Below are 21,683 nucleotides of genomic sequence, written 5' to 3' on the forward strand. Positions count from 1 at the left end.
ATCACGGCCACGTCGCGGAGGCCTGCGAAACGACGCTCGACGCGCTCGGCCTCGACGCGCTCGATTCGTACCTGCTCCACTGGCCCGAGGCGTGGGCGTACCAGGGGCCCCTCCGGAACCTCGCCGATCGTCCGGTCGAGGCCCAAGAGGAAGCGACGTTCCCCCGCGACACCGACGGCGAGATCGAGACCGCGGCTGTCACGCTCGAAGAGACGTGGCGGAGTCTCGAACGCCTCGTGGATCGCGGTCTCACGCGGACGATCGGGATCTGTAACGTCTCGCTGGAACAGCTCGAATCAGTATGTTCGTTCGCCCGTGTTCCACCCGCGATCGTCCAGATCGAACGCCATCCACACACGCCACGCGAGGACCTCGTGGCGTTCTGCCACCGCCGCGGCATCAGGGTCGTCGCCCACTCCCCGCTTCCGGCGTCGGTACTCGCCGAGCCGGTCGTCGAGGAGATCGCTGACGAGCGCGGGCTGTCGCCGGCCCAGGTCGTGCTCGCGTGGAACGTCGGGAACGGCGTCGTTCCCATCCCGTCCAGCACGGAACCGGCTCACATCGTGGAGAACGCCGCGGCCGCCGCCGTCCGGCTCTCGCCAGCGGAGTACGACCGTCTCGACGCGCTGGCCGGAGACGGAAGCGGGGACGAGCGGGACGGGGACGAACGGTGAGCGAAGGCGGTGGCACGCTCGCACCAACCGTTCGACTCCGGCGGCAGTGGCTTCTCGTCGCAGCGTGTGCAGCGGTCGGGGTCGCGCTCGGCTGGGACGCGCTCCGTGAGCTCGACATGGCGATCGCCCGTCGGTGGGTGCTGCCGACGACGGCGGTGCTCGGGTTCGAACTGTGGTTTCTGACGCGTCACCTCGACCGCAACCGCACCGCAGAGGGACGGCTTTGCGAGACGCTCGGTCCTGCGAACGCCGTGACGCTCGTGCGGGGCGGGCTGTACGCAGCAGTCGCGGGGTTCGTGCTCGTCCCGCCGACGCCGGCGGTCGCGTGGCTGCCCGGCGTCTGTTACGGCGCGGGCGCGGCGCTCGATTGGATCGACGGCCGAATCGCCACGACGATCGGACGGGAGACGCGGCTCGGGGCGACGCTCGATCTGGCGTTCGACACGCTCGGGTTCCTCGTCGCCCCGCTCGTGGGCGTCGTCTGGGGACGGCTGCCGGTGTGGTATCTCGCGCTCTCGTTCGCTCGGTACGCGTTCAAGGCGGCACGGGCCGGGCGGCGATACCGGGGACGACCGGTGTACGACCTCCCCGAGAGTCGGGTTCGCCGCCCGCTCGCGGCGGGCCAGATGGCGTTCATCACGCTGGCGCTACTCCCCGTACTCCCCGCATCGATGGTCCACGCCGCGGCCACGCTCGCCCTCGCCCCATCGCTCGCGGTGTTCGTCCGGGACTACCTCGTCGTCTCCGGCCGGCTTCGGGCGGACGAACCCTGAAGGGGGCCGCACGACAACGTGGCGTGTGAATATCCGGATCTCCGGAAACTCTCCCGAACGATGATGGCACCGACCCACGTCGCGACGGGGTTGGCGATAGCCGTTCCGGTGGCGACGGTCGCCCCCGAGTACGCCGCAGCCGCCGTCGCCGGCAGCACCGTGGGAAGTCTCGTCCCTGACCTCGACCTCCTCGTCGGCGAGCACCGCCGGACGCTTCACTTCCCCACACTCGGATGGGTGGTAGCCGTCCCGGTAGCGCTGGCCGCAGTCGTCACACCCTCAGCCGTCACCGTCGGCGTCGCGCTCTGTGCGCTCTCGTTTGCGGTTCACTCTGCGGCGGACGTGCTCGGTGCCGGCGAGGAGGTCCGTCCGTGGGAGCGGACGAACCCGAACGCCGTCTACTGTCACCTCCGTCAGCGGTGGCTCCGGGCGCGCTACCGCGTCCGCTACGACGGCGCACCCGAAGACCTCTTGCTCACCGTCGTTCTCGCCGCACCGACTGTCGTCCTCCTCGACGGTCCGGTCCGGTGGTTCGGTCTTCTCGTCGTCGGCATCGGCGCGGCGTACGCGCTGGTCAGAAAATGGCTGCCGCCGTACGTCGCTCGCCTCGTCGGGTAGTGGCGTCCCGGTAGTCTCGCAACCTATTTGTCCGCGGCGAGCGCCGACCGGGTATGTTCGTTCTCGTCAACCTGAAGGCCTACCCGTCCGATCCGGTCGCCATCGCCACCGCGGCACACGAGATCGCCGACGAGTCGGGCGTTCGAATCGCGGTCGCACCCCAGGCCGCCCACCTCGAACGGGTGGCCGAGACGGGCGTCGAGACGTGGGCCCAGCACATCTCCTCGGTGGAACACGGCAGTCACACCGGGAGCACGCTCGCCGAGGCGGTCGCGGACGCGGGCGCAGTCGGCACGCTCGTGAACCACTCCGAGCGCCGACTGCGCCTCGCCGATATCGATGGCGCGCTCGATGCGGCCGATCGCGCCGGGCTCGAAACCATCGTCTGCGCGAACAACCCCGACCAGATCGGCGCGGCGGCGGCGCTCGGTCCGGATGGGGTCGCAGTCGAACCACCCGCACTCATCGGCGGCGACGTCTCGGTGAGCCAAGCCGATCCCGAAATCGTGGAGGGAGCGGTCGAGGCCGCAACGGCAGTCGACGATTCCGTGGACGTGCTCTGTGGCGCAGGCATCTCCTCGGGCGAGGACCTCGCGGCTGCTGGCGATCTCGGCGCGTCCGGGGTCTTGCTCGCGAGCGGCGTGGCGAAAGCCGACGACCCACGAGCGGCGCTCGCGGACCTCGTCGAACCGCTCGCGTAGGGTCGGATGGTCGAAGCGGGAACGCGAACCGTGGTACGAAACCAGCACCATGATTGATTAGGGACGTGGACAGTGGTTGCGACATGGCAGCACACAACCTGTCCGATTACGGAACCACGCGTGAGGGCTTCTCGTGGGACGACATCTACGCCGAGGCCGACTGGGACGCGCCCGACGAGCTGAACGTCGGCCACGAAGTCTGTGATCGACACGCCGACGATACTGGTCGAACTGCACTCCAGTACGCCGGTACCGACGGCGAGCGTGAGACAGTGACGTTCGACGAACTCACGGAGCGCTCGAATCGGTTCGCGAACATGCTCGAAGAGCACGGGATCGAGCGGGGCGATCGGGTGTTTACCTACATGCCCCGAATCCCCGCTCACTACGTCGCGCTGATCGGCACCCTGAAACACGGGGCGGTGTTCGGCGGCGTCAACGAGCGCTTCGGTCCCGATGGCATCGCATACCGACTCGACGACTGCGACGCGACCGCCGTGTTGACGACCGCGGCCAACCGCGAAACCGTCGAACGCGCGCTGGAGGACGCGCCATCCGTGGCGACGGTCATCACGGTCGAGCGGGACGGCGGTGCTGGCGGGACCGAGGCGCTCGCGGACGGCGACGTGCGGTACGCCGACGCAATGGCCGACGCGAGCGCCGAGTACGAGGCCGCCCGGACGAACGGCGAGGACGACGCGCTGCTCTACTACACCAGCGGCACAACGGGTCCCGCGAAGGGCGTCCGCCACAAACACCGGTGGGTCGCAGGGGTCGCGGCCACCCAGCGATTCGCGGTCGATCTCACTGAGGACGACCTGTACTGGTCGACCGCCGATCTCGGCTGGCTGACCGGACCGATCAACGTCCTCGGGGCGTGGTTCTGGGGGACGAGTCAGTTCACCTACGAGGGTGAGTTCGACCCCGAGGCGTGGGCCACTCTCCTCGACGAGTTCCCGATCTCCGTTCTCTTCTCGGTTCCGACGGCCTACCGGATGCTCCGGACGAACGAGACCGTGCTCGACGGCGTGGATCTCGACCTGCGCCACGCGCTCTCGATCGGCGAACCCCTCTCGGCTGGCGTGGTCGAGTGGGCCGAGGACGCCCTCGACGTCACGATCCTCGACACCTACGGCCAGACCGAGACCGGCAACATGGTCATCAACAACTACCCGACGATGGAGCTCCGGCCGGGAAGCATGGGCAAACCCCTGCCGGGCGTCGAGTCGGCCATCGTCGATCCCGAGACCGGCGAGGTGCTTTCACCTGGTGAAACCGGCGAGATCGCCCACCGCGGCGAATTTCCGTGCTTCTTCGCGGGCTACTGGGAGAACCCCGAAAAGACCGACGCGTGTTTCGTCAACGGGTCGGACGGCGAGTGGTATCTCTCGGGCGACCTCGCGCACATGGACGAGGACGGCTACTTCTGGTTCGAGGGACGGGCCGACGACGTGATTCTCTCCTCCGGCTATCGGATCGGTCCCTTCGAGGTCGAATCCTCGCTCGGCGAACATCCCGCCGTGGCGGAGGCTGCGGTCGTCCCGAAACCACATCAGGAGCGTGGCAACATCGTCAAGGCGTACGTCGTACTTACCGACGGCCACGACGCCAGCGACGAACTCGCTGAGGAGATCAAGACCCACGTCCGCGAGGAACTTTCGGCTCACGAATACCCGCGGGAAGTGGAGTTTGTCGACGATCTCCCGAAGACCGTTACCGGAAAGATCCGCCGGACCGAGCTCCGCGACCGAACCGCCGACCCGACGGCGGGTGACTGACCGACGCTCACCGTCGGGGAGAAACGACTTGTAGCTTCGGCTCCCACGGGCGGGCATGATATCGCTTGACGAGGCGGTGACGGCGCGCCTCGAGTCCCATGGTGCGCGCTTCGAAGTCCTGGTCGATCCCGACGCCGCGCTCACGATCAAACGCGGCGAGTTCGAGGGCGATCTGGAGGACGTGATCGCCGCCGAAGACGTCTTCGAGAACGCCTCGCGCGGGGATCGACCCGCTGAATCCGACGTCGAGGAGGTGTTCGGGACGACCGAACCCCTGGAGATCATTCCCGAGGTGATCCAGGAAGGCGAGATCCAGATCACCGCCGAACAGCGCCGCGAGATGCAAGAACAGAAGCGCAGACAGCTCATCAACACCATCGCGCGCAACGCCATCAACCCCCAGATGGACGGCGCACCTCATCCGCCGGATCGGATCGAGTCCGCACTGGAGGAGACCGACTTCCGGATCGATCCGATGGAACCCGTCGAAAGTCAGATCGACGAGGCACTCGATGCGCTTCGGCCGGTGATCCCGATCCGGTTCGAGGAGGTCACGATGGCCGCCCAGATCCCCGCCGAACACGCCGGTAGCGCCCAGGCCCAAATCCGACAGTTCGGTGATCTCGTTCGCGAGGAGTGGCAGAACGATGGCTCGTGGATCGGTGTCGTAGAGTTCCCGGCGGGCCTCCAGAACGACTTCTACGAACTCGTCAGCGAACAATCCGGCGGCGAGGGCGAGACGAAGAAAGTCAGAGACGAAGAGGACATCCGGACGCGATAACCCGACGAACTGCTTTCGTTGCGAGCGTGTCGTCGATATCAGCTCGCGGTTTTCGAAGTGTCGATGTGCAGGTACAGAGCGTGTGTTGGACAGTCCGCCGTAACGTTGCTACGACGCGTCTGCTGTCCATCGCGTGGCAACCCTGTTCGCCGCCCAGCCACCGACTCGACCACACAGCGATCCGAAAACGGGGGCAAGACACAGTACTACAGCACTAGCCCCGACGAAAAACACCAGTTCTGACGGTGTTGGCCATGCCACGACACCAGTCCCAATGGCGGTACCAGCAGCTGCTACCGGCGTGAATATTCCGACGACTCCAGCGAGAAGACCGGCACGGAGTCCGGCGGCATCCGGCTCTGCCGATCGTGTTGCGGCAATGAGCCCCGCGATGAACGCACCGAAGATCATGATACCGCCCGCGAAATCCGTCTCGGAGTTCGGAAGCCAGTTCACGACGACAGCGAGGGGCAGCGAAGCGAGTGCGCCGATCAGCGCGAACCGCCATGCCGGTGGGATCGTGCGGGTGTGGACAGATGACGGTGACATTCGTGTTCCGTAGTTGATCGAGATCCGACATATAACTGTCGACGGCCGTCCGTAGAAGCGGATCCGCCGCTTGCTGAACGCGGAACAGAGCGCCTCGAAACGGAGGCCGGGATTGAAGACGATCGACCGCGTAGTAGTGGCCGATCGACGCGATAGCGCGTCGAGCCACCACATGAAGGCCATCATCGCAAAACGGGTCGATGCGGGCACCGCTGATACGGGGGAGATCACCGACCTCGCGCGAGCGGCCGACTACGAGGTCGTCGGGACGATCACCCAGACGAGGACCGAGGACGCCGGGCTCCACTTCGGCGAAGGGAAAGTCGACGAGCTCGCGGCGCTCGTCGCCGAGACCGGCGCGGAGACCGTGATCTTCGACAACCGGCTCGGGCCGTACCAAACCTACAATCTGGGTGGGCGACTCCCCGACGACACCACGGTGATCGATCGATTCCGACTCATCCTCGAGATCTTCGGCCAGCGGGCGCGCACCCGAAAGGCCCAGCTCCAGGTCGAGCTCGCGGAGCTTCGATACGAACTTCCGCGCGCAGAGGCGAAGACCAGTCTCGCCAAACGCGACGAGCGCCCGGGGTTCATGGGGCTCGGCGAATACGACGAGTCGCGCGAACAAGACATCAAGGCCCAGATCAGCGCGATCCGCGAGGAGCTCGACGGGATCGAGGAGACCGAACAGCACCGGCGAGAGCAGCGTCGGGAGTCGGGGTTCGATCTCGTGGCGCTCGCGGGCTACACCAACGCCGGAAAGTCGACGCTACTCCGACAGGTCGCCGCCGACGTCGAAGTCGACGAGAACGAGGACCTCCATCCGGATCTCGAACCCACCGCCGAATCGGAGGACCGCCTGTTCACGACGCTCGGAACCACGACACGCCGGGCGGCAATGGACAGACCCGTTCTGGTGACCGACACGGTGGGGTTCATCGCGGACCTGCCCCACTGGCTGGTCGAGTCGTTCAAGTCCACGCTGGATTCGGTGTATCGTGCGGATCTCGTGCTCCTCGTGGTGGACGCAAGCGAGTCGGTCGAGTCGATGCGCGAAAAGCTCGTCACCGCCCACGACACGCTCTACGAGCGCAACGAAGCCCCGATCGTCACGGTGTTGAACAAGACGGATCTCGTGAGCCCCGAAGAACTCGCCGAAAAGCGCGAGGCGCTGTCGTCGCTCGCGCCGAACCCCATCACTGTGAGCGCCGCCGAGGCCGACGGGATCGACGACCTCCTCGAACGGATCGAGCGCGATCTCCCGGATTACGAGCGCGAGCGTCTCGTGCTCCCGATGACCGACGAGACGATGAGCCTCGTCTCGTGGATTCACGACCACGCCCGGGTCGAGGACGTCTCCTACGGCGATCAGGCTACTGTCGCGTTCGAGGCCCGCCCCGCCGTGATCGAGCGCGCTCGCGACAAGGCGAGCGATCTCCCGCTCCCGGAGTCGGCCTGACCCGCTGTGGACGTGGGGCGGAGCGCCCCGACGGACGACGACCACAGGCGATCGTCCATCTGGCACCGAAATATTTGTACAAAACGTTTATGCTGTTTTGCCACGAATGATATGAGAGTGCGTGACATGAGCGAGGACGGCCGTTCCGTGGCGGGGATCGATCCGGACGAGATTCAGCGGTGTCGGGTGCATGGATTGTTGTTCGATCAGTCGATCACCGACACGTGCCCGCTGTGTGAGTACGAGCGCACGGACCGAGTCGCGAAGTCGCGTCACAACGGATACAGGTCCGGATAGCGGCGACCGACGCGGATCGGCGGGAGTGGCCGACGGCTACGACTACTCTTCGACCGTCGTCTCAGGGGACGGCCGAGAACGACGACTTGCTTTTGCAGGGCAGTCGCTGAACAGGGCAGCGATACGTCGGTACTCACAATGACCGACGCGGCTGCCGACGATTCCAGTGACGTCTCGACCGAACTCGATCGCGACATCGGTCTCCTCGGCGCGCTCGCGATCGGGATCGGGACGATGATCGCCGCCGGTATCTTCGTGCTCTCGGGGCTCGCGGTCTCGAACGTCGGTACGGTAGCGATCGTCTCGTTCGTCATCGCGGCGCTGATCGCCGCGCTCACCGCGGCAGCGTACGCCGAGTTCTCCTCGGTCTACTTCGAGAGCGGCGGCGGATACATGTACGTCAGTGAGACGTTCGACGCCGACTGGACGTACATCATGGGCTGGACGATGATCGTGGGCTATCCCGCGAGTGCAGCCTTCTATCTCGCGAGCTTCTCCGATTGGTTCTACCGGTTCATCTACCCGCTGATGGGGATCCCACAGTCGGTGCCCTTCTGGATACCGGGGATCGCAGTGCTCGGCCTGCTGGTCTACATCAACAGCCAGGGCAGCGAGGAGTCGAGCCAGTTCCAGATCGCCGTCACCGCGGCGAAGATCGCGCTCCTGATCCTGTTTCTCTACGGCGGGTTGCAGGCGTTCAGCGCGGACGTGGTGGTGAACTCCTTCTACGAGAACATCGGGAGCTTCGTCGAGATCGCCTCGACGGGTGCGTTGGTGTTCATCACCTTCATCGGGTTCTCGGCGATCGCCACGAACGCCGACGAGATCAAAGACCCCGGCAACACGATCCCCAAGGCCATCTACATCTCGATGGGGTTCGTGACGTTCCTCTACGCGCTCGTGGTGTTGGTGATCGTGATCGGGGTCAACGACCAGCAGTTCCTCACCTTCCTCACGGGGAACGTGAACCTCGGTGATCTCTCCCCGACGCAGTACGTCGCCGCAAACGGTGAGGTCTCGATGGCGTACGCCGCCCAGTACTACCTCGGGAACATCGGGTTCTACGTCATCATCGTCGGCGCGCTGTTCTCGATGCTCAGCGCAGCGAACGCGACAGTGCTTGCGGGGTCGCGAGTCAAGCTCGCGCTGGCACGTCGTAACCACCTCCCGGAACAGTTCGAAGAGCTCCACCCCGAACACGGGACGCCGTACAACTCCGTCCTGCTCACCGGCGGGTTCATCCTCACGTTCATCGTGATCTTCACCGTGCTGTTCGGCGAGATTCCCGGCGGCGCGGGAGAGAGTTTCGTCCACAGCCTGCTCGGGCTGCCACTCTTCGGTGTCCACCTCGGGCTGGAGAGCGTCACCGGTGTCGCCAACGTGCTGCTGTTGGGTGGGTTCGCTGTCGTCAACGTCGCCCTCATCGCGTCGCGCCGGAAATCTCCCGACCTCGATCGAGGATTCCAAGTTCCTTTCGTGCCCTACATTCCGGCGCTCGCGGCGATCTTGAACGTCCTGCTCATCCTGAGCTTGGGTCCCCAGACCATCGTCCTCGGACTCATCGCGGAGGCGATCGGGATCGCCTTCTGGTTTGCGTGGAAGGGCCGTGCTCCCTCGACCGAGGCAATCGAACGCGAGACCCCGACGGTGATCTCCCAGCAGACCCCGACCGATCACGACAAGCGGATCGTCGTACCGATCGCGAACCCCGAAAACGTCGACCAGCTCCTCCGGACGGCCGCCGACATCGCCGCCGATCGGGGCGCGGAGGTGCTGGCGATGAGCGTGGTCACGGTCCCGAGCCAGACACCGCTCTCGCGCGGCGAGGAGTACATCGACGACGAGCGCGAGATCCTCCGCCGCGTCGTCTCGGCCAGAGCCGACGGCGGCACGTCGAACGATCCGGAGGTGGCAGTCGACACCGAGGACAACGTGGGGCCCGACACCCAGAACGTTCACGATACGCTCGACGTTCACGACACCGAGGTGCCGATCAGCGCGACGATCCGCATCAGCCACCGCGTCGACACGGCCATCCTCAACACGGTCGAGCAGTACGACGCGGACGCCGTGCTCATGGGGTGGGGAGCGCGAGGATCGCGCCGCCGCGAGATCGTCTTCGGCAGCGTCGTCGACACGATCGCGACCGAGGCCGACTGTGACGTGCTGGTCGAACGGCTCGGTCCCGACGCGACCGGCACCGTCGACTCGGTGTTGCTGCCGACGGCCGGCGGCCCGCACACCGAACTCGCCGCGGAGATCGGTCGTGCGGTCTGCCGGGCGACGGGTGCGCGAGCCGAAGTGCTGAGCGTCACGGAGGGGAGCGGCGTGGACGAATCCGAGGCAGAGGAGCGGGTCACGGCGACCGCGGATCGCCTCCGCGAGGCCGGTGTCGACGTCGAAACCACGGTCGTCGACGGCGACGTCATCGAGCGGATCGTCGAGCGGTCGAGCGAACACGACTTGACTCTGGTCGGTTCGACCCGCCAGGGTGCGCTCCAGGAGTTCGTGTTCGGGGCGATCCCCGAGGAAGTCGCGCGCAAGGCCGAGGACACGGTGCTCGTGGCGAAACGAAACGTCGACCTGCCCTCACAGCTACTCCGCTCGATCCGGCGATGGCTGCCGTAAGCGCACCGAGACCGCTGCGGTAAATGACCCCTCCCTACTTCGCTCGGTCATAACTGACCTCACTCGTTGAGGAAGGGGCATCCACGCTGTGTTTTAGGTGATCCATCGCCGTCCCGGCCGCCTCCGCAGTCTGGTCGCTACGCAGCCGGGCGATTACCCATCGCCGAACGGGTTTGCGAAGTCGTTGCGGATGAAGTAGCGTACGAAGTTCCCCTGCGTCCGGTCCGCGGGATGGTCGGCGACCTGTTCGTAGCGCACGGTGCCATCGGTGTCGATCACGTACGTCGCGGCGATGCCCGTGAGACCGTGACTGGTCTGCTCGGTGCCGCTGTACTGGTCCGCGACCGACCCGTCGGGATCGGCGAGCAGCTGGATGTCGAGGTCGTACCGATCGCGCATCTCGGTCAGTTTGCCGACCGGATCGGTGACGACCGGCAGGATATCGACGTTGTCGTGGAACCAGAGGTCGTAGGCGACCTCGCTGAACGTCTGGAGCTGTTCGGCACAGAAGCTACACCAGTGGCCGCGGTTGACGAGCACGACCGTCGGTCCGTCGTCGAGCGTTTCGGAGAGGGTGACTTCCTCACCGGCGGTGCTATCGAGCGTGAAATCGGACGCTTGTGATCCGTCGAGGCTCACGATGCTACCAACGATCCGCCGACGGGTCATCCTGTCGCGGCTGTGTTTCCGGAGAGCATATCCGGGTCGTCACCATTGGCCATGGTTCGATCCCACGTGGGGTGCTCAACGGCACTGACACCGTTCGCGGCGAGCGAGCCAGCAGAGCGTCCAATCACCCCGTAGGTAACATCTCGCTGTCGTGGACGTCGAGACACTCGACACAACGCTGAGTGTCCTGTTTGGACCAGGACGACCACACGAGATCAGCCGTCGAAGAAGGTCTCGGGGCCGTGGTCGTCCTGCCAGGCGAACGCGAACAGGCGGCGGGTCGGCAGGCGTTCGAGCCGTCCGCCGTCGGCCCCACGACCCGTTTCCACGTCCCATTCGGTGCTGTCGGCCCGAACAGTATGGGGGTCGTCAGTTGGTTCGAACGCGTAGCCCGGATGTTCGAAGGCGTGGATGCTGTCGGGGGTTGCGAACACTACGACGTCGGTCTCGCCGACTGTCGTCTCGACCACGCCGTCCGCCTCGCGGACGCGCTCCAGCGGGAACCCGAGCACCTCGCCATCGCGCTCGACGCCCAGCACCACCGCTTTCGGCGCGAGATCCGTGCGATCCCACGTCCGCGTCGCCGCTCCGTCGTCGCGGTGGGCGTCGAGACCGAACCCCTCGCCCGCGAAGTACGCGTCGTACGGCTCGACGTCGTACCGGATCGTGGCCGGCGTGTCGTCGGCGCTCGCTGTCTCACTCTCCCCACCGGGCGGCTGGAGCACCACGCCGTCGGGATACTCGGCGGCGAACCGTTCGTAGGAGTGGGTTCCGGCCAGGAGCACCGCGAGCGATCGGCCCTCGAACGCACCCGCGAGACACTCGCCGGTCGACTGCTTCCACTCGGCGTCGGTCTCGCGGTCGTACATCACGAGGTCGTCGTCGGCGAGCTTGCCCGAGACGCCGAACGTCAGCGCTCGCCCGTCGACGACGGCATCGTAGACGATCGCGCTGGCACAGAGCGGACACCACGTGACCGCGATCGGCCGATCGCCGGTCGCGTCGTTCACGATCTCGTGGTAGTGCAACACCCGGATCGGGTACGCCCGCGGCCGGACGGATGCGGCGTCGGGTTCGACTACGATCACCAGATCGTCGGGGTCGCCGAAGTAGTCGGCACCGAACGCTGGATCGTCGATGCTGGGGATCGCGTCCTTCGGGACGACCTGACGGACGTTCATGGACGGATCGTCGTGGCGGACGGCCTTGTACTGACGGCTGCGGACGTGGGTGGTGACGGACAGTCGTTCGTGTCGCCCGTCACCGAACGGACGGCAGCGTCGACGTAAATACTCCCAACACGAGTTGGGAGAACGCTTAGGCAGCGACGACGACTGTCTGTGATACGATTTCACATGGCATCCAACCTCGGCGTCGACGTCGGTGGCACCTTCACCGACGTCATCGTGTTCGACGAAGACACCCACGAGCTCACGATCGACAAGGTGCTGTCGACGCCGGCGAATCCCTCGGAGGGCGTGCTCGCCGGCGTGGAGGAGGCGACCGGGAAGGCCGGCGCGTCGGTGGCCGATCTGGAGCTGCTCTTTCACGGAACGACGGTCGTAACGAACATGCTGCTCGAAGAGACCGGCTCGCGCGTCGGCCTCATCACCTCGGCAGGCCACGAGGACATACTCCATCTCGCACGAGCGTGGACGCCTGGTCCGCTGTACGGCTGGATGGACATGGAGAAACCCGATCCGCTCGCCGACCTCGTGGACACGCGCGGTATCGCGGGGACGATCAGCTCGCCCGAGGGGGAGGTGACCGAGCCGCTCGACGAGGCCGCCGTCCGCGAGACGGTGCGCGACCTCGCCGACTCGGGAATCGAATCGCTGACCGTCGCGCTGCTCAACTCGTATCTCAACCCGGCACACGAGGAACGCGTTCGGGAGATCGTGGCGGAGGAAGCCCCGGGGCTGCCGGTATCGATCTCGGCGGAGATCGTTCCCGAGTACGGCGAGTACGAGCGGACGCTGACGACGGTCATCAACGACTACGCCCGCCCGCACGTCATCGACTACCTCGACGAACTCGACGCCTCGCTCGAAAGTGCTGGCTCGACGGCGACGATGAACGTCGTCCGCTCGGACGGTGGACTGATGAGCTCCGCGGCGGCGAAGAACCATCCCGTCGAGCTCGCGCTCTCGGGCCCGAGCGGCGGCGTGGTCGGTGCGGCGACCATCGCGGAGAAGAAGGGGGTTCCCGACGTGCTGACGCTCGACATGGGCGGCACCTCGACGGACGTCTCACTCGTCGAGGACTACACGGCCGAGACGACCCGTCAGACGAAGGTCGGCTACCGCGAGTTCAAGTCCCGGGCCGTCGACGTGAACACCGTCGGAGCCGGCGGCGGGTCGATCGCCCGCATCCAGCTCAGCGGCTCGCTCCAGGTCGGCCCGGAGAGCTCCGGTGCGGACCCCGGCCCGGCCTGCTACGGCCAGGGCGGCGCGGAGCCGACGGTGACCGACGCCAACGTCGTCCTCGGGCGCATCCCGCCGATGGTGCAGCTCGGCGGGACGATGGACCTCGACCGCGAGGCCGCCCACGAGGTCATCGAGGAGATCGCGGACGAACGCGGGAGTTCGGTCGAGGAGGCCGCACAGGCCATCCTCGACATCGTGAACGAGAACATGCACAGCGCGCTCCGGGTCGTCTCGGTCGAGCGCGGCTACGACCCCCGCGAGTTCGGTCTCGTCGCCTTCGGCGGTGCCGGCCCGATGCACGCCAACGCGCTCGCCGACGTGATGGGTGCCTATCCACTGATCGTCCCGCCGGGACCGGGCGTGATGAGCGCCTTCGGCTTCCTCACGAGCGACGTCCAGAACGAGTTCTCCGAGACCTACCTCGAAACCGACCGCGACGTCGACGGCGACGACGTCCACGCCGAACTGCTGGCGCTGCGCGAGGAGGCGACCGACTGGCTCGACTCGGAGGGCGTCGACCAGGCCGACCACGCCTTCGAGTACTACGCCGACTGCCGGTACTTCCGCCAGGACATCCAGATGTCGAGCCCCATCGATCTCGACAACCTCCGGAGCGAGACGGGCCTCGCCGAGATCAAGGCCGATTTCGAGGCACGCCACGACAGACGGTTCGGCTTCTCGCTCGACGCACCGCTCGAAATCGCCAACCTCCGCGTCATCGGAAAGGGCACCGTCGAGGGCGTCACCATCGAGGAACACGATCTGACCGAGGAGGTCCCGAGCGCGGCAAAGATCGACACCGACGAGGTCTACTTCGACGGCGAGCACCACGAGACCGGGATCTACGACCGGGCGGAGCTGTTGCCGGGTAACGAGCTCGACGGCCCGGCGATCGTGGTCGCGGACGACGCGACCATCGTGGTGCAGCCCGATCACGTCGCAACCGTCGACCGCTACGCCAACGTCGAGATCAACCGGGGTGACGGCGCATGAGCACCCAAACGCCCGACTTCGTCGGCGAGCACGACATCGACGCGACGACGCTCGACATCGTCGAGAGCACCCTCGAAAACACGCGCCACGAGATGGACCGCGTGCTGGAGACGACGGCGATCAGCCCGGTCATCCGCGAGCAGTCCGACCAGTTCCCGCTCATCGCCGACCCGGAGGGCCGGATGGTGATGGGCCAGTTCGGCTCCGCCATCGAGACCATCATCGACAACGCCAGCTTCGGCTGGGAGGACCTAGAGGACGGCGACGTCGTCGCCACCAACGACCCCTACATGTGCGCCGGCGCGATGTCACACACCCCCGACATGCTCCTCCTGCGCCCCATCTTCTACGAGGGCGAGCGCGTCGGCTTCGCCAGTCAGTGGGGCAATCTGATGGACGTCGGCGGCAAGACCCCCGGCAGCATGCCCGTCGAGGCGACCACCATCTTCGAGGAGGGAATGCGCCTCCCGCCGGTCAAACTCTACAAGGGGGGCGAACTCGACGAGGACCTCCTCGAAACCTTCGCCCACAACACCCGTCTCCCGGATCACGCCGAGGCCGACATCAAGGCGCTCGCGGCGGGGACCGCGGCCGCGGAGGAGCGCGTCCAGGAGCTCTGCGAGCGCTTCGGACCCGAGACCTATCTGGAGGGCTGTGACGCGGTGCTCGATCGAACCCGTGACGGGATGATCGATCTCATCCGGGAGTTCGTGCCCGAGGGCGAGCGCTACACCTTCGAGGACCGCGTCGACGACGACGGGATGGGCAACGGCCCGATCAAGCTCCACCTCGAAATCTACCGCGAGGGCGATACCGTGTACCTCGACTGGGAGGGCACCGACGACCAGGTTCCGGGGACAGTGAACTTCCTCCTGAACGAGAAGATGTTCAAGATGTTCACCGGAGTGTTCCTCATCATGGCGTTTGACCCGCTCCTGACGTTCAACGACGGGTACTACGACCTCTTCGAGGTCACCCTTCCCGAAGGAACGGTCGTCCAGCCGGAGTTCCCGGCGGCGCTCGGCAACCGGCTGCCGCTGATGGCGCGGCAGTTCGACGTGCTCCAGGCCACCTTCTCGAAGCTCATCGACGGCTTCTCGGTCGCCGGCAGCTACGGCACCTCTCCCAACTTCGTCTACGCCGGCGTCGACGCCGAGGGCAACCAGTTCCAGATGCTCGAAATTCTCTACGGCGGGATTCCCGCGAGACCGGGCGGCGACGGGCTCGACGGCCACTCGTGGTGGCCGCTGTTCCGAACGGTGCCCGCCGAGTACCAGGAGGCGTACTACCCGCTGACCGTCGACGAGTACAGCACCCGCGCGGACACCGGCGGGGCGGGTCGCCACCGCGGCGGTCACGGCATCTCGAAGGTCTACACCTTCGAGGAGGACGGCGCGATCACGTTCCAGGACGACCGCGCCCACACCTACCCGTGGGGCGTCGACGGCGGGACCTACGGCGGGACGAGCGAGAAGAGGCTCGTCCGCACCGACGGCACCGAGCTGGAGCTCCCCTCGAAGGCCGAGAACGTGCCCGTCGAGCCTGGCGACAAGCTCGTCTTCAGCACCGCCGGCGGTGGCGGCCTCGGCGATCCGTTAGAACGCGACCCCGAGCTCGTCGCACAGGAGGTTCGACGCGGCCTCGTCACCGAGGAGGCTGCCCGCGAGGAGTACGGCGTGGTTCTCGACGAGGACGGCAGCGTCGATCCGACGGCCACCGAAGGCCGGCGCGAGAACATCCGCGAGAACCGCGACGAGCTCGCAGCGTTCGACTACGGGCCGCTGCCGGACGACGACGAGCTCGAAGCACGGATCGCCGAGGAACGCCGAGAGTTCGACCAGCGCGACGGCTGAGTCGGCGCAGTCGCCCTGATACACCAAATATGACAGATACAGACTGGATCGAAGATACCGAACAGTTGTACGCAGACCGCGATTTCGGCGGCACGGTCGGCATCGGCGAGCGACCCGCGCTGCTCGTCATCGACCTCATCAACGCCTTCACCGATCCCGACACCGACCTCGGATCGGACGTCGAGTCGGTGCTCGCCCGGACCGAAGGGTTGCTGGACGCGTTCCGCGAGCACGACCTGCCCCGGTACTTCACCACCGTCGCCTACGAGGAGTCGTACGGCGACGCCGGGCAGTTCATCGAGAAAGTGCCCGCGCTCCGCGAGCTCGAACGCGGGACCGACGCGGTCGCGGTCGACGACCGGATCGCCCCGGTCGGCGACGAACGGGTGATCCTCAAGAAGTACGCGAGCGCGTTCTTCGGGACCGATCTCGAAACCGAACTCACCACCCACCGCGTCGACACGCTGGTGCTCGCGGGCGTGACGACCAGTGGGTGTGTTCGCGCGACCGCCGTCGACAGCCTCCAGCACGGCTACCGCACCATCGTCCCCGCCGACGCCGTCGGGGACCGCGCCGAGGGCCCGCACGAAGCCAACCTCTTCGACATCGACGCGAAGTACGGGGATGTCGTCACGACCGAGAGGGTTCTGGAGTCGATCGAGGAAAACCAGAGGAGCACACCATGACCGCACGCGAACGCCAGGGACCGCTCGACGGGCTGCGGGTCATCGACATGTCGGGGATGATCAGCGGTGCCTTCGCGACGACGATGCTGGGGGATTTCGGTGCCGACGTGGTGATGATCGAGCATCCCGAGACCGGCGATCCGATCCGCGAGTGGCCACAGAAGACCGAGGACGGGGTTTCGCTGTCCTGGAAGTCCCTCGGCCGGAACAAGCGGTGTGTCACGCTCGATCTCGGCTCCGAGCGCGGCCGCGACATCGCCCTCGCCCTCATCGCGGACGCCGACGCCGTCTACGAGAACTTCCGTCCCGGGACGATGGAGCGGTGGGGGCTCGGCCCCGACGACGTCCACGAGGTCAACGAGGAAGCGATCATGGTCCGGCTCTCGGGCTACGGTCAGACCGGCCCGAAATCCCAGAAGCCGGGCTTCGGCACCATCGCCGAGGGGGTCTCGGGCTGGGCGCACGCCAACGGGTTCCCCGACCGCGAGCCGCTGCTCCCGCCGGTCAGCCTCGCGGACATCCAGGCCGCCCAGTTCGCGCTCCAGGCGACGCTGATGGCGATCTTCGAGCGCGACCTCGGGCGCGGCGGCAGCGGTGAGGGCCAGGTCATCGACGTCTCGCTGACCGAGCCGCTGTGGCGGATCTTCTTCGGGGAGGTCGAGGCCTACGATCGGATGGGCCACGTCCGCGAACGCACCGGGAACCAGCACCCCAACACCGCCCCACGGAACATCTACGAGACAGCAGACGGCTACCTGACGATGTCGGCCTCGAACCAGAAGATCTTCGAGCGGGTCGCCGAGACGATCGACAAGGAGTGGCTGATCGACGACGAGCGCTTCGCGGACAACGCCACCCGCGTCGCGAACAGCGAACCGCTCAACGCCGAAATCGAGGAGTGGACGAGAGAGCGAACCACCGACGAGGCCATCGAAACCCTCGAAGCCAACGACGCCATCGTCGGGCCGGTCTACGATATGCACGATATCTTCGAAGACGAGCAGTTCGACGCACGCGACGACATCATCGAGGTCGACGATCCCGACGTCGGCGCGATCAAGACGTTCGGCCTCGTCCCGAAGTTCTCGCGCACGCCCGGCGAGGTCGAGTTCCTCGGCCCGCGCCACGGCGAGCACAACCGCGAGGTCTACTACGGTGAGCTCGGACTCTCGGAGGCGGAGCTGGCCGAACTCCAGGACGAGGGAATCATCTGAATGCACCTGACCGACGTCACGCTCCGCGAGGGCGACCAGATACCCGGGCGGGAGTTCACCGCCGAAGCAAAGATCGAGTGTGCCCGAGCGCTCGACGATCTCGGGGTGCCGTTCGTCCAGCCCGGCTTCCCCGCGACCGGCGAGAAGGATCGAGAAGTCATCGGCGAACTCGCGGGGACGACCGACGCCGATGTCGTCGCACTCGCGCGCGCCCTCGAAGGCGACATCGACGCCGCCCTAGAGAGCGACGCCGACGTGATCGAGACGTTTGTCTCGGCTTCCGATCGCCACCTCGAACACCTGCTCGGGGTATCGAGGGGGGAGATGCTGTCGATGCTCGGCGAGGCCGTCGACTACGTCCACGATCACGGCGTCACCGCCCACGTCACGCTCGCCGACGCGTTCCGGACCGACCGCGACCACCTCGTCGAGATCGTCGAGACGGTGCCGGACGTGGCGTTCGTCTCACTGGCCGACACCGTTGGCGCGCGCACCCCCGAAACCGTCGAGGAGTGTCTCGACGGGCTCGCCAGCCACGTCGCGGTCGATCGGCTTGGCGTCCACTTCCACGACGACATGGGGTGTGCAACGGCCAACGCGCTCGCGGCCTACCGCGCGGGCGTCGGGAAGGCGGACGTCAGCGTCGGGGGGCTCGGCGAGCGCGCGGGCAACACCGCGCTCGAAGAGCTCGCGGTCGCCTGTGCCGTCGACCACGACGACGACCTCGGCCTCGCGGCCGACGCGCTCGTCCCGACCTGTCGCAGCGTCCTCGACACGCTCGGGGAGCCCTACGGCGATCGCAAGGCGGTCCTCGGCACGGCGATCGCCGAACACGAGTCGGGTATCCACACCGCGGCGATGCTCTCGAACCCCGCGACGCTCGAACCGTTCGACCCCGGGCGCTTCGGTGGGGAGCGACGCCTCGTGTTCGGGAAGCCGACCGGCGAGGGTGGCGCACGCCGGCTCCTCGAACGAGCGGGTATCGACCCCGACAGCAAGACCGTCGCTGCCTACCTCGACGCCCTGGCTGCGGCGGGCCCGCTCGATCTCGACGCGGCGCTCGCACTCGCCAAAGAGGAGTTCGGTTCGTAGCGTGGCCGGAATCCCATTTCGCACGAAACCTTATCCGTCGTTCCTGTAATACGGGACCACGGATCAGGGGAAGTATGTTCGAGGCAGAACTCCATCTCCAACAACACAAACCGTGCGTCGTCTCCCAGCTCGCGAGGGAGTTCGACACGGCGATCGAGATCGCGATCGAGGAACTCCACGACGAGTTGGTGACGTTCGTCATCGAACTCGACGAGCGGCTGACGGGCGTGCTGGATCGGCTGACCGACTCCGCTCAGGTGCACCACGTCGAGGGGCTCGGCGACGGCAACTTCCTCGTCACCAAGACCTCCTGTGGCGCGTACTCGGCCATCGAGCGGAACCACGGCATCCTCCGCCGACCCAACGTCGTCGACGCCAACTCCCGAGTGTACACCGTCCTCTTCTTCCGCCGCGAGGATCTACGCGCCATGATCGAGGCGTTTCGAGAGATCGGTACCGTGACCCTCGGGAAGGTCGCGCCGTTCGAGGACGGCGGCGTCCAGCTCACCGCTCGACAGCACGAGGTCATCGAGCACGCGCTCGCCGCGGGCTACTTCGAGTGGCCACGCGACGTCACGAGCGACGAACTCGCCGCCGAACTCGATATCAGTCGCGCCACGCTCCTCGAACACCTCCGCAAGGCCGAGTCGAAACTCCTCACCGACGCCCTCGATTCGATGCCGAACGAACCGGAGCAGTCGACCCGCTCGGAGCCCGAACTGCCACCAAAATAACTGTCGTTCAACATTTCGGCTTCCGCGTGGCTCGCGCTGTTTCCACGCACATTCGCACGGGGTGAATCATCAAAACTCCGAATCTCAGGTGCCAGGCCAGGGATGAGAAATGGAGGAAAGATGTACGATCTTGCCCCCGATCGGAGCGGTCGAGAGGGGATGGCGCAGATAGCGGTCGGTGGTCGCTAACCTACGCCCGCGCGGGCCGATAATGTGGCGAACACCGTCCTCTTGACGCAGACCCGCCACGCCCAGAGTACTGTGGTGAAAGCACGCCGCGAACTCGTGAGGCTGGCCCCGTCGAGCGACACGAACGGTGGGTAGTACCAACCAACGAGGTTTCAGATCCAGGATCGACGACGTCTCAACGCTCCCAGTGGACGTCTTCTCGGACGACTTCCGCAGGGTTGCCGGCGACGAGCGTTTTCGGTGGCACGTCGTCGAGTACCGCACTATTGCTTGCGACCACCGCGCCGTCGCCGATAGTCACGCCCCGTGAGACCGTCGTATGGTGGCCGATCCACACGTCGTCGCCGATCTCGACCGGACCGGTCTTCGGTCGCTTCTCGCCGTCGATCCAGACGTCTTGCATGCCGTTGTTGTCGAGGATCTCGACTGCCCAGCCGATACCACAGCCGTCGCCGATCGTGATCGCGTCCCGGCAGTAGAGTCGTGCTTGGCCGCTCAGGTGAGACTGGCCGATCGAGAACTCTCCTTGGATATTCAATAAGGACCCGGGACCGATGCGCGCGGCGCTCTCGGTCGTCGTCCGAACCGTGCCCTCGGCAGTGACGAATAGTCGGGAACCACCAAGCGTCCGATGGACCACGTGAGGCGCCGACGGTCCGAGCAGGAACAACGCCGGGATGTCGATCGTCGCATCGCGAGCGATCGAGACGCTCGTCCGTTTGTCGAAGACGAACGCGATCGGCCGGCCTGTATGCCGAAGCGAATAGTAGACGCTTCTCACACCGCCACGGACCCCGATCTCTCGAATAGAGCGACGCAGCCGCTTANCCTACGTGGATTCCGTGACTGGCCATCCACCCACGCGGCACTTCGAGGATATACTGTCCTCGGCCAGTGCGCTGGATGTTCTCGCCAGCGCACCGAGATTCATAAGCGAGTCTCTCCGTGAGACTCAATAAGTCATGCGGGAGTGCTTTTTCGATTTGCTACTGACTGCAGAGTGACTGTCCAATTCGACCTTGAAACCGGGATCCATCTTCTCTGGAGGATAGGCAGCAGCATAGAAAACGAGTCCCCGTTTCGGGGCAAGGTAGTTTCGCAGACGAGCGTTGTCGTTGCGTCGCCAGACGGCGGTATTGCACTCGATACCAGCATGCGTTGGTGTACCCGTGATCTCAATACTTCCCGACTCGTCTTCGACCGGGACCGAGATGCGATCGCCGATTGTCATCGGGTCTTCCTCGATAACGCGAGCGAGGGACGGATTGAACGCACCGCGCAAATATGGTCGGGCAGAAGTGTCAAGATATTTTCTGCTGGTCTCTTTCGGATTTTATGACACGAACATGTGAAATGTTTTCTCGTTCAATTCGTACCGAAATCCAACCACGATCCCGCTATTCGACTTCTTATTCATGTCCCATCCCATCAGCCTCGCCTCCGTTTCTCCCTTGGATATCTTATAACTGTACTGCCTTTCTCATCGAAACCGATAGCCACGTCCTCAAATTTGGATGACCGACAAAATCAGCGATCTGCTTGCCGATAGTCTTTGATATTTGTATA

The 21,683-nt window shown here is 65.8% G+C and carries 20 protein-coding genes; 15 read left to right on the top strand and 5 right to left on the bottom strand.

Features of this window, described 5'->3' with window-relative positions:
* From C449_RS02465 to C449_RS02490, 6 genes are all read left to right on the top strand, one after another.
* The coding region (locus tag C449_RS02465) for an aldo/keto reductase family protein (protein WP_006076315.1) at window positions 1–674 on the top strand (674 nt) is incomplete at its 5' end.
* Window positions 671–1,447 (top strand): CDP-alcohol phosphatidyltransferase family protein, encoded by a 777-nt coding sequence (locus tag C449_RS02470; RefSeq protein ID WP_006076316.1) that lies wholly within the window; start codon window positions 671–673, stop codon window positions 1,445–1,447. The genes C449_RS02465 and C449_RS02470, both read left to right, overlap by 4 nt.
* Window positions 1,448–1,507: 60 nt before the next feature.
* Window positions 1,508–2,065: a hypothetical protein gene (locus C449_RS02475; protein WP_049913841.1), complete on the top strand. Its 558-nt coding sequence runs from the start codon at window positions 1,508–1,510 to the stop codon at window positions 2,063–2,065.
* A gap of 53 nt (window positions 2,066–2,118) precedes the next feature.
* Complete coding sequence (gene tpiA, locus C449_RS02480; RefSeq protein WP_006076319.1) at window positions 2,119–2,766, top strand: triose-phosphate isomerase; 648 nt, start codon at window positions 2,119–2,121, stop codon at window positions 2,764–2,766.
* Window positions 2,767–2,849: 83 nt separating this feature from the next.
* The gene (locus tag C449_RS02485) at window positions 2,850–4,544 is read left to right on the top strand and encodes an acyl-CoA synthetase (protein ID WP_006076320.1); all 1,695 of its coding nucleotides are present in this window, start codon (window positions 2,850–2,852) and stop codon (window positions 4,542–4,544) included.
* A gap of 55 nt (window positions 4,545–4,599) precedes the next feature.
* Window positions 4,600–5,325 (top strand): ribosome assembly factor SBDS, encoded by a 726-nt coding sequence (locus C449_RS02490; RefSeq protein ID WP_006076322.1) that lies wholly within the window; start codon window positions 4,600–4,602, stop codon window positions 5,323–5,325.
* 108 nt (window positions 5,326–5,433) lie between these two features.
* On the opposite strand, the gene C449_RS17340 is transcribed toward C449_RS02490, so the two are convergent.
* Window positions 5,434–5,874: a DUF5518 domain-containing protein gene (locus tag C449_RS17340; RefSeq protein ID WP_080504880.1), complete on the bottom strand. Its 441-nt coding sequence runs from the start codon at window positions 5,872–5,874 to the stop codon at window positions 5,434–5,436.
* A gap of 172 nt (window positions 5,875–6,046) precedes the next feature.
* Between C449_RS17340 and hflX the strand changes: the two genes are divergently transcribed.
* From hflX to C449_RS02500, 3 genes are all read left to right on the top strand, one after another.
* Window positions 6,047–7,336: a GTPase HflX gene (gene hflX, locus C449_RS02495; RefSeq protein WP_049913836.1), complete on the top strand. Its 1,290-nt coding sequence runs from the start codon at window positions 6,047–6,049 to the stop codon at window positions 7,334–7,336.
* Window positions 7,337–7,462: 126 nt separating this feature from the next.
* Window positions 7,463–7,633 carry a hypothetical protein gene (locus tag C449_RS17670; RefSeq protein ID WP_161606430.1) on the top strand — a complete coding sequence of 57 codons (171 nt, stop codon included), beginning with the start codon at window positions 7,463–7,465 and terminating at the stop codon, window positions 7,631–7,633.
* A gap of 138 nt (window positions 7,634–7,771) precedes the next feature.
* Window positions 7,772–10,261, top strand: a complete 2,490-nt coding sequence (locus C449_RS02500) for an amino acid permease (protein WP_006076326.1) — start codon at window positions 7,772–7,774, stop codon at window positions 10,259–10,261.
* 153 nt (window positions 10,262–10,414) lie between these two features.
* Here C449_RS02500 and C449_RS02505 read toward each other — a convergent pair whose 3' ends face one another.
* Window positions 10,415–10,900, bottom strand: coding sequence for a peroxiredoxin family protein (locus C449_RS02505; protein ID WP_193790572.1), 486 nt, complete (start codon window positions 10,898–10,900; stop codon window positions 10,415–10,417).
* Between the two features lie 245 nt (window positions 10,901–11,145).
* Window positions 11,146–12,111 (bottom strand): DUF3179 domain-containing protein, encoded by a 966-nt coding sequence (locus C449_RS02510; RefSeq protein WP_006076329.1) that lies wholly within the window; start codon window positions 12,109–12,111, stop codon window positions 11,146–11,148.
* Between the two features lie 174 nt (window positions 12,112–12,285).
* Between C449_RS02510 and C449_RS02515 the strand changes: the two genes are divergently transcribed.
* The 6 genes from C449_RS02515 to C449_RS02540 all read left to right on the top strand — a co-directional run bounded on the left by C449_RS02515 (window position 12,286) and on the right by C449_RS02540 (window position 19,928).
* Entirely contained in the window at window positions 12,286–14,349 is a 2,064-nt protein-coding gene (locus tag C449_RS02515; RefSeq protein WP_006076330.1) for a hydantoinase/oxoprolinase family protein, read from the top strand.
* Window positions 14,346–16,202 carry a hydantoinase B/oxoprolinase family protein gene (locus C449_RS02520; RefSeq protein WP_006076332.1) on the top strand — a complete coding sequence of 619 codons (1,857 nt, stop codon included), beginning with the start codon at window positions 14,346–14,348 and terminating at the stop codon, window positions 16,200–16,202. The genes C449_RS02515 and C449_RS02520 overlap by 4 nt, the downstream gene beginning before the upstream one ends.
* Before the next feature lie 29 nt (window positions 16,203–16,231).
* On the top strand, window positions 16,232–16,888 hold the full coding sequence (locus C449_RS02525) for an isochorismatase family protein (RefSeq protein ID WP_006076333.1): 657 nt from the start codon (window positions 16,232–16,234) through the stop codon (window positions 16,886–16,888).
* On the top strand, window positions 16,885–18,102 hold the full coding sequence (locus tag C449_RS02530) for a CaiB/BaiF CoA transferase family protein (RefSeq protein ID WP_006076336.1): 1,218 nt from the start codon (window positions 16,885–16,887) through the stop codon (window positions 18,100–18,102). The genes C449_RS02525 and C449_RS02530 overlap by 4 nt, the downstream gene beginning before the upstream one ends.
* The gene (locus C449_RS02535; protein WP_006076338.1) at window positions 18,103–19,194 is read left to right on the top strand and encodes a LeuA family protein; all 1,092 of its coding nucleotides are present in this window, start codon (window positions 18,103–18,105) and stop codon (window positions 19,192–19,194) included.
* A gap of 74 nt (window positions 19,195–19,268) precedes the next feature.
* Window positions 19,269–19,928 (top strand): helix-turn-helix domain-containing protein, encoded by a 660-nt coding sequence (locus C449_RS02540; protein ID WP_006076339.1) that lies wholly within the window; start codon window positions 19,269–19,271, stop codon window positions 19,926–19,928.
* A 364-nt stretch (window positions 19,929–20,292) separates the two neighbouring features.
* Here C449_RS02540 and C449_RS02545 read toward each other — a convergent pair whose 3' ends face one another.
* The gene (locus tag C449_RS02545; RefSeq protein ID WP_006076340.1) at window positions 20,293–20,898 is read right to left on the bottom strand and encodes an acyltransferase; all 606 of its coding nucleotides are present in this window, start codon (window positions 20,896–20,898) and stop codon (window positions 20,293–20,295) included.
* Window positions 20,899–21,069: 171 nt separating this feature from the next.
* On the bottom strand, window positions 21,070–21,348 hold the full coding sequence (locus C449_RS17680) for a hypothetical protein (protein WP_152415633.1): 279 nt from the start codon (window positions 21,346–21,348) through the stop codon (window positions 21,070–21,072).
* Window positions 21,349–21,683 lie beyond the last annotated feature (335 nt).

The sequence above is a fragment of the Halococcus saccharolyticus DSM 5350 genome (assembly GCF_000336915.1).
In the GTDB taxonomy this organism is placed as follows: Archaea; Halobacteriota; Halobacteria; order Halobacteriales; family Halococcaceae; genus Halococcus; species Halococcus saccharolyticus.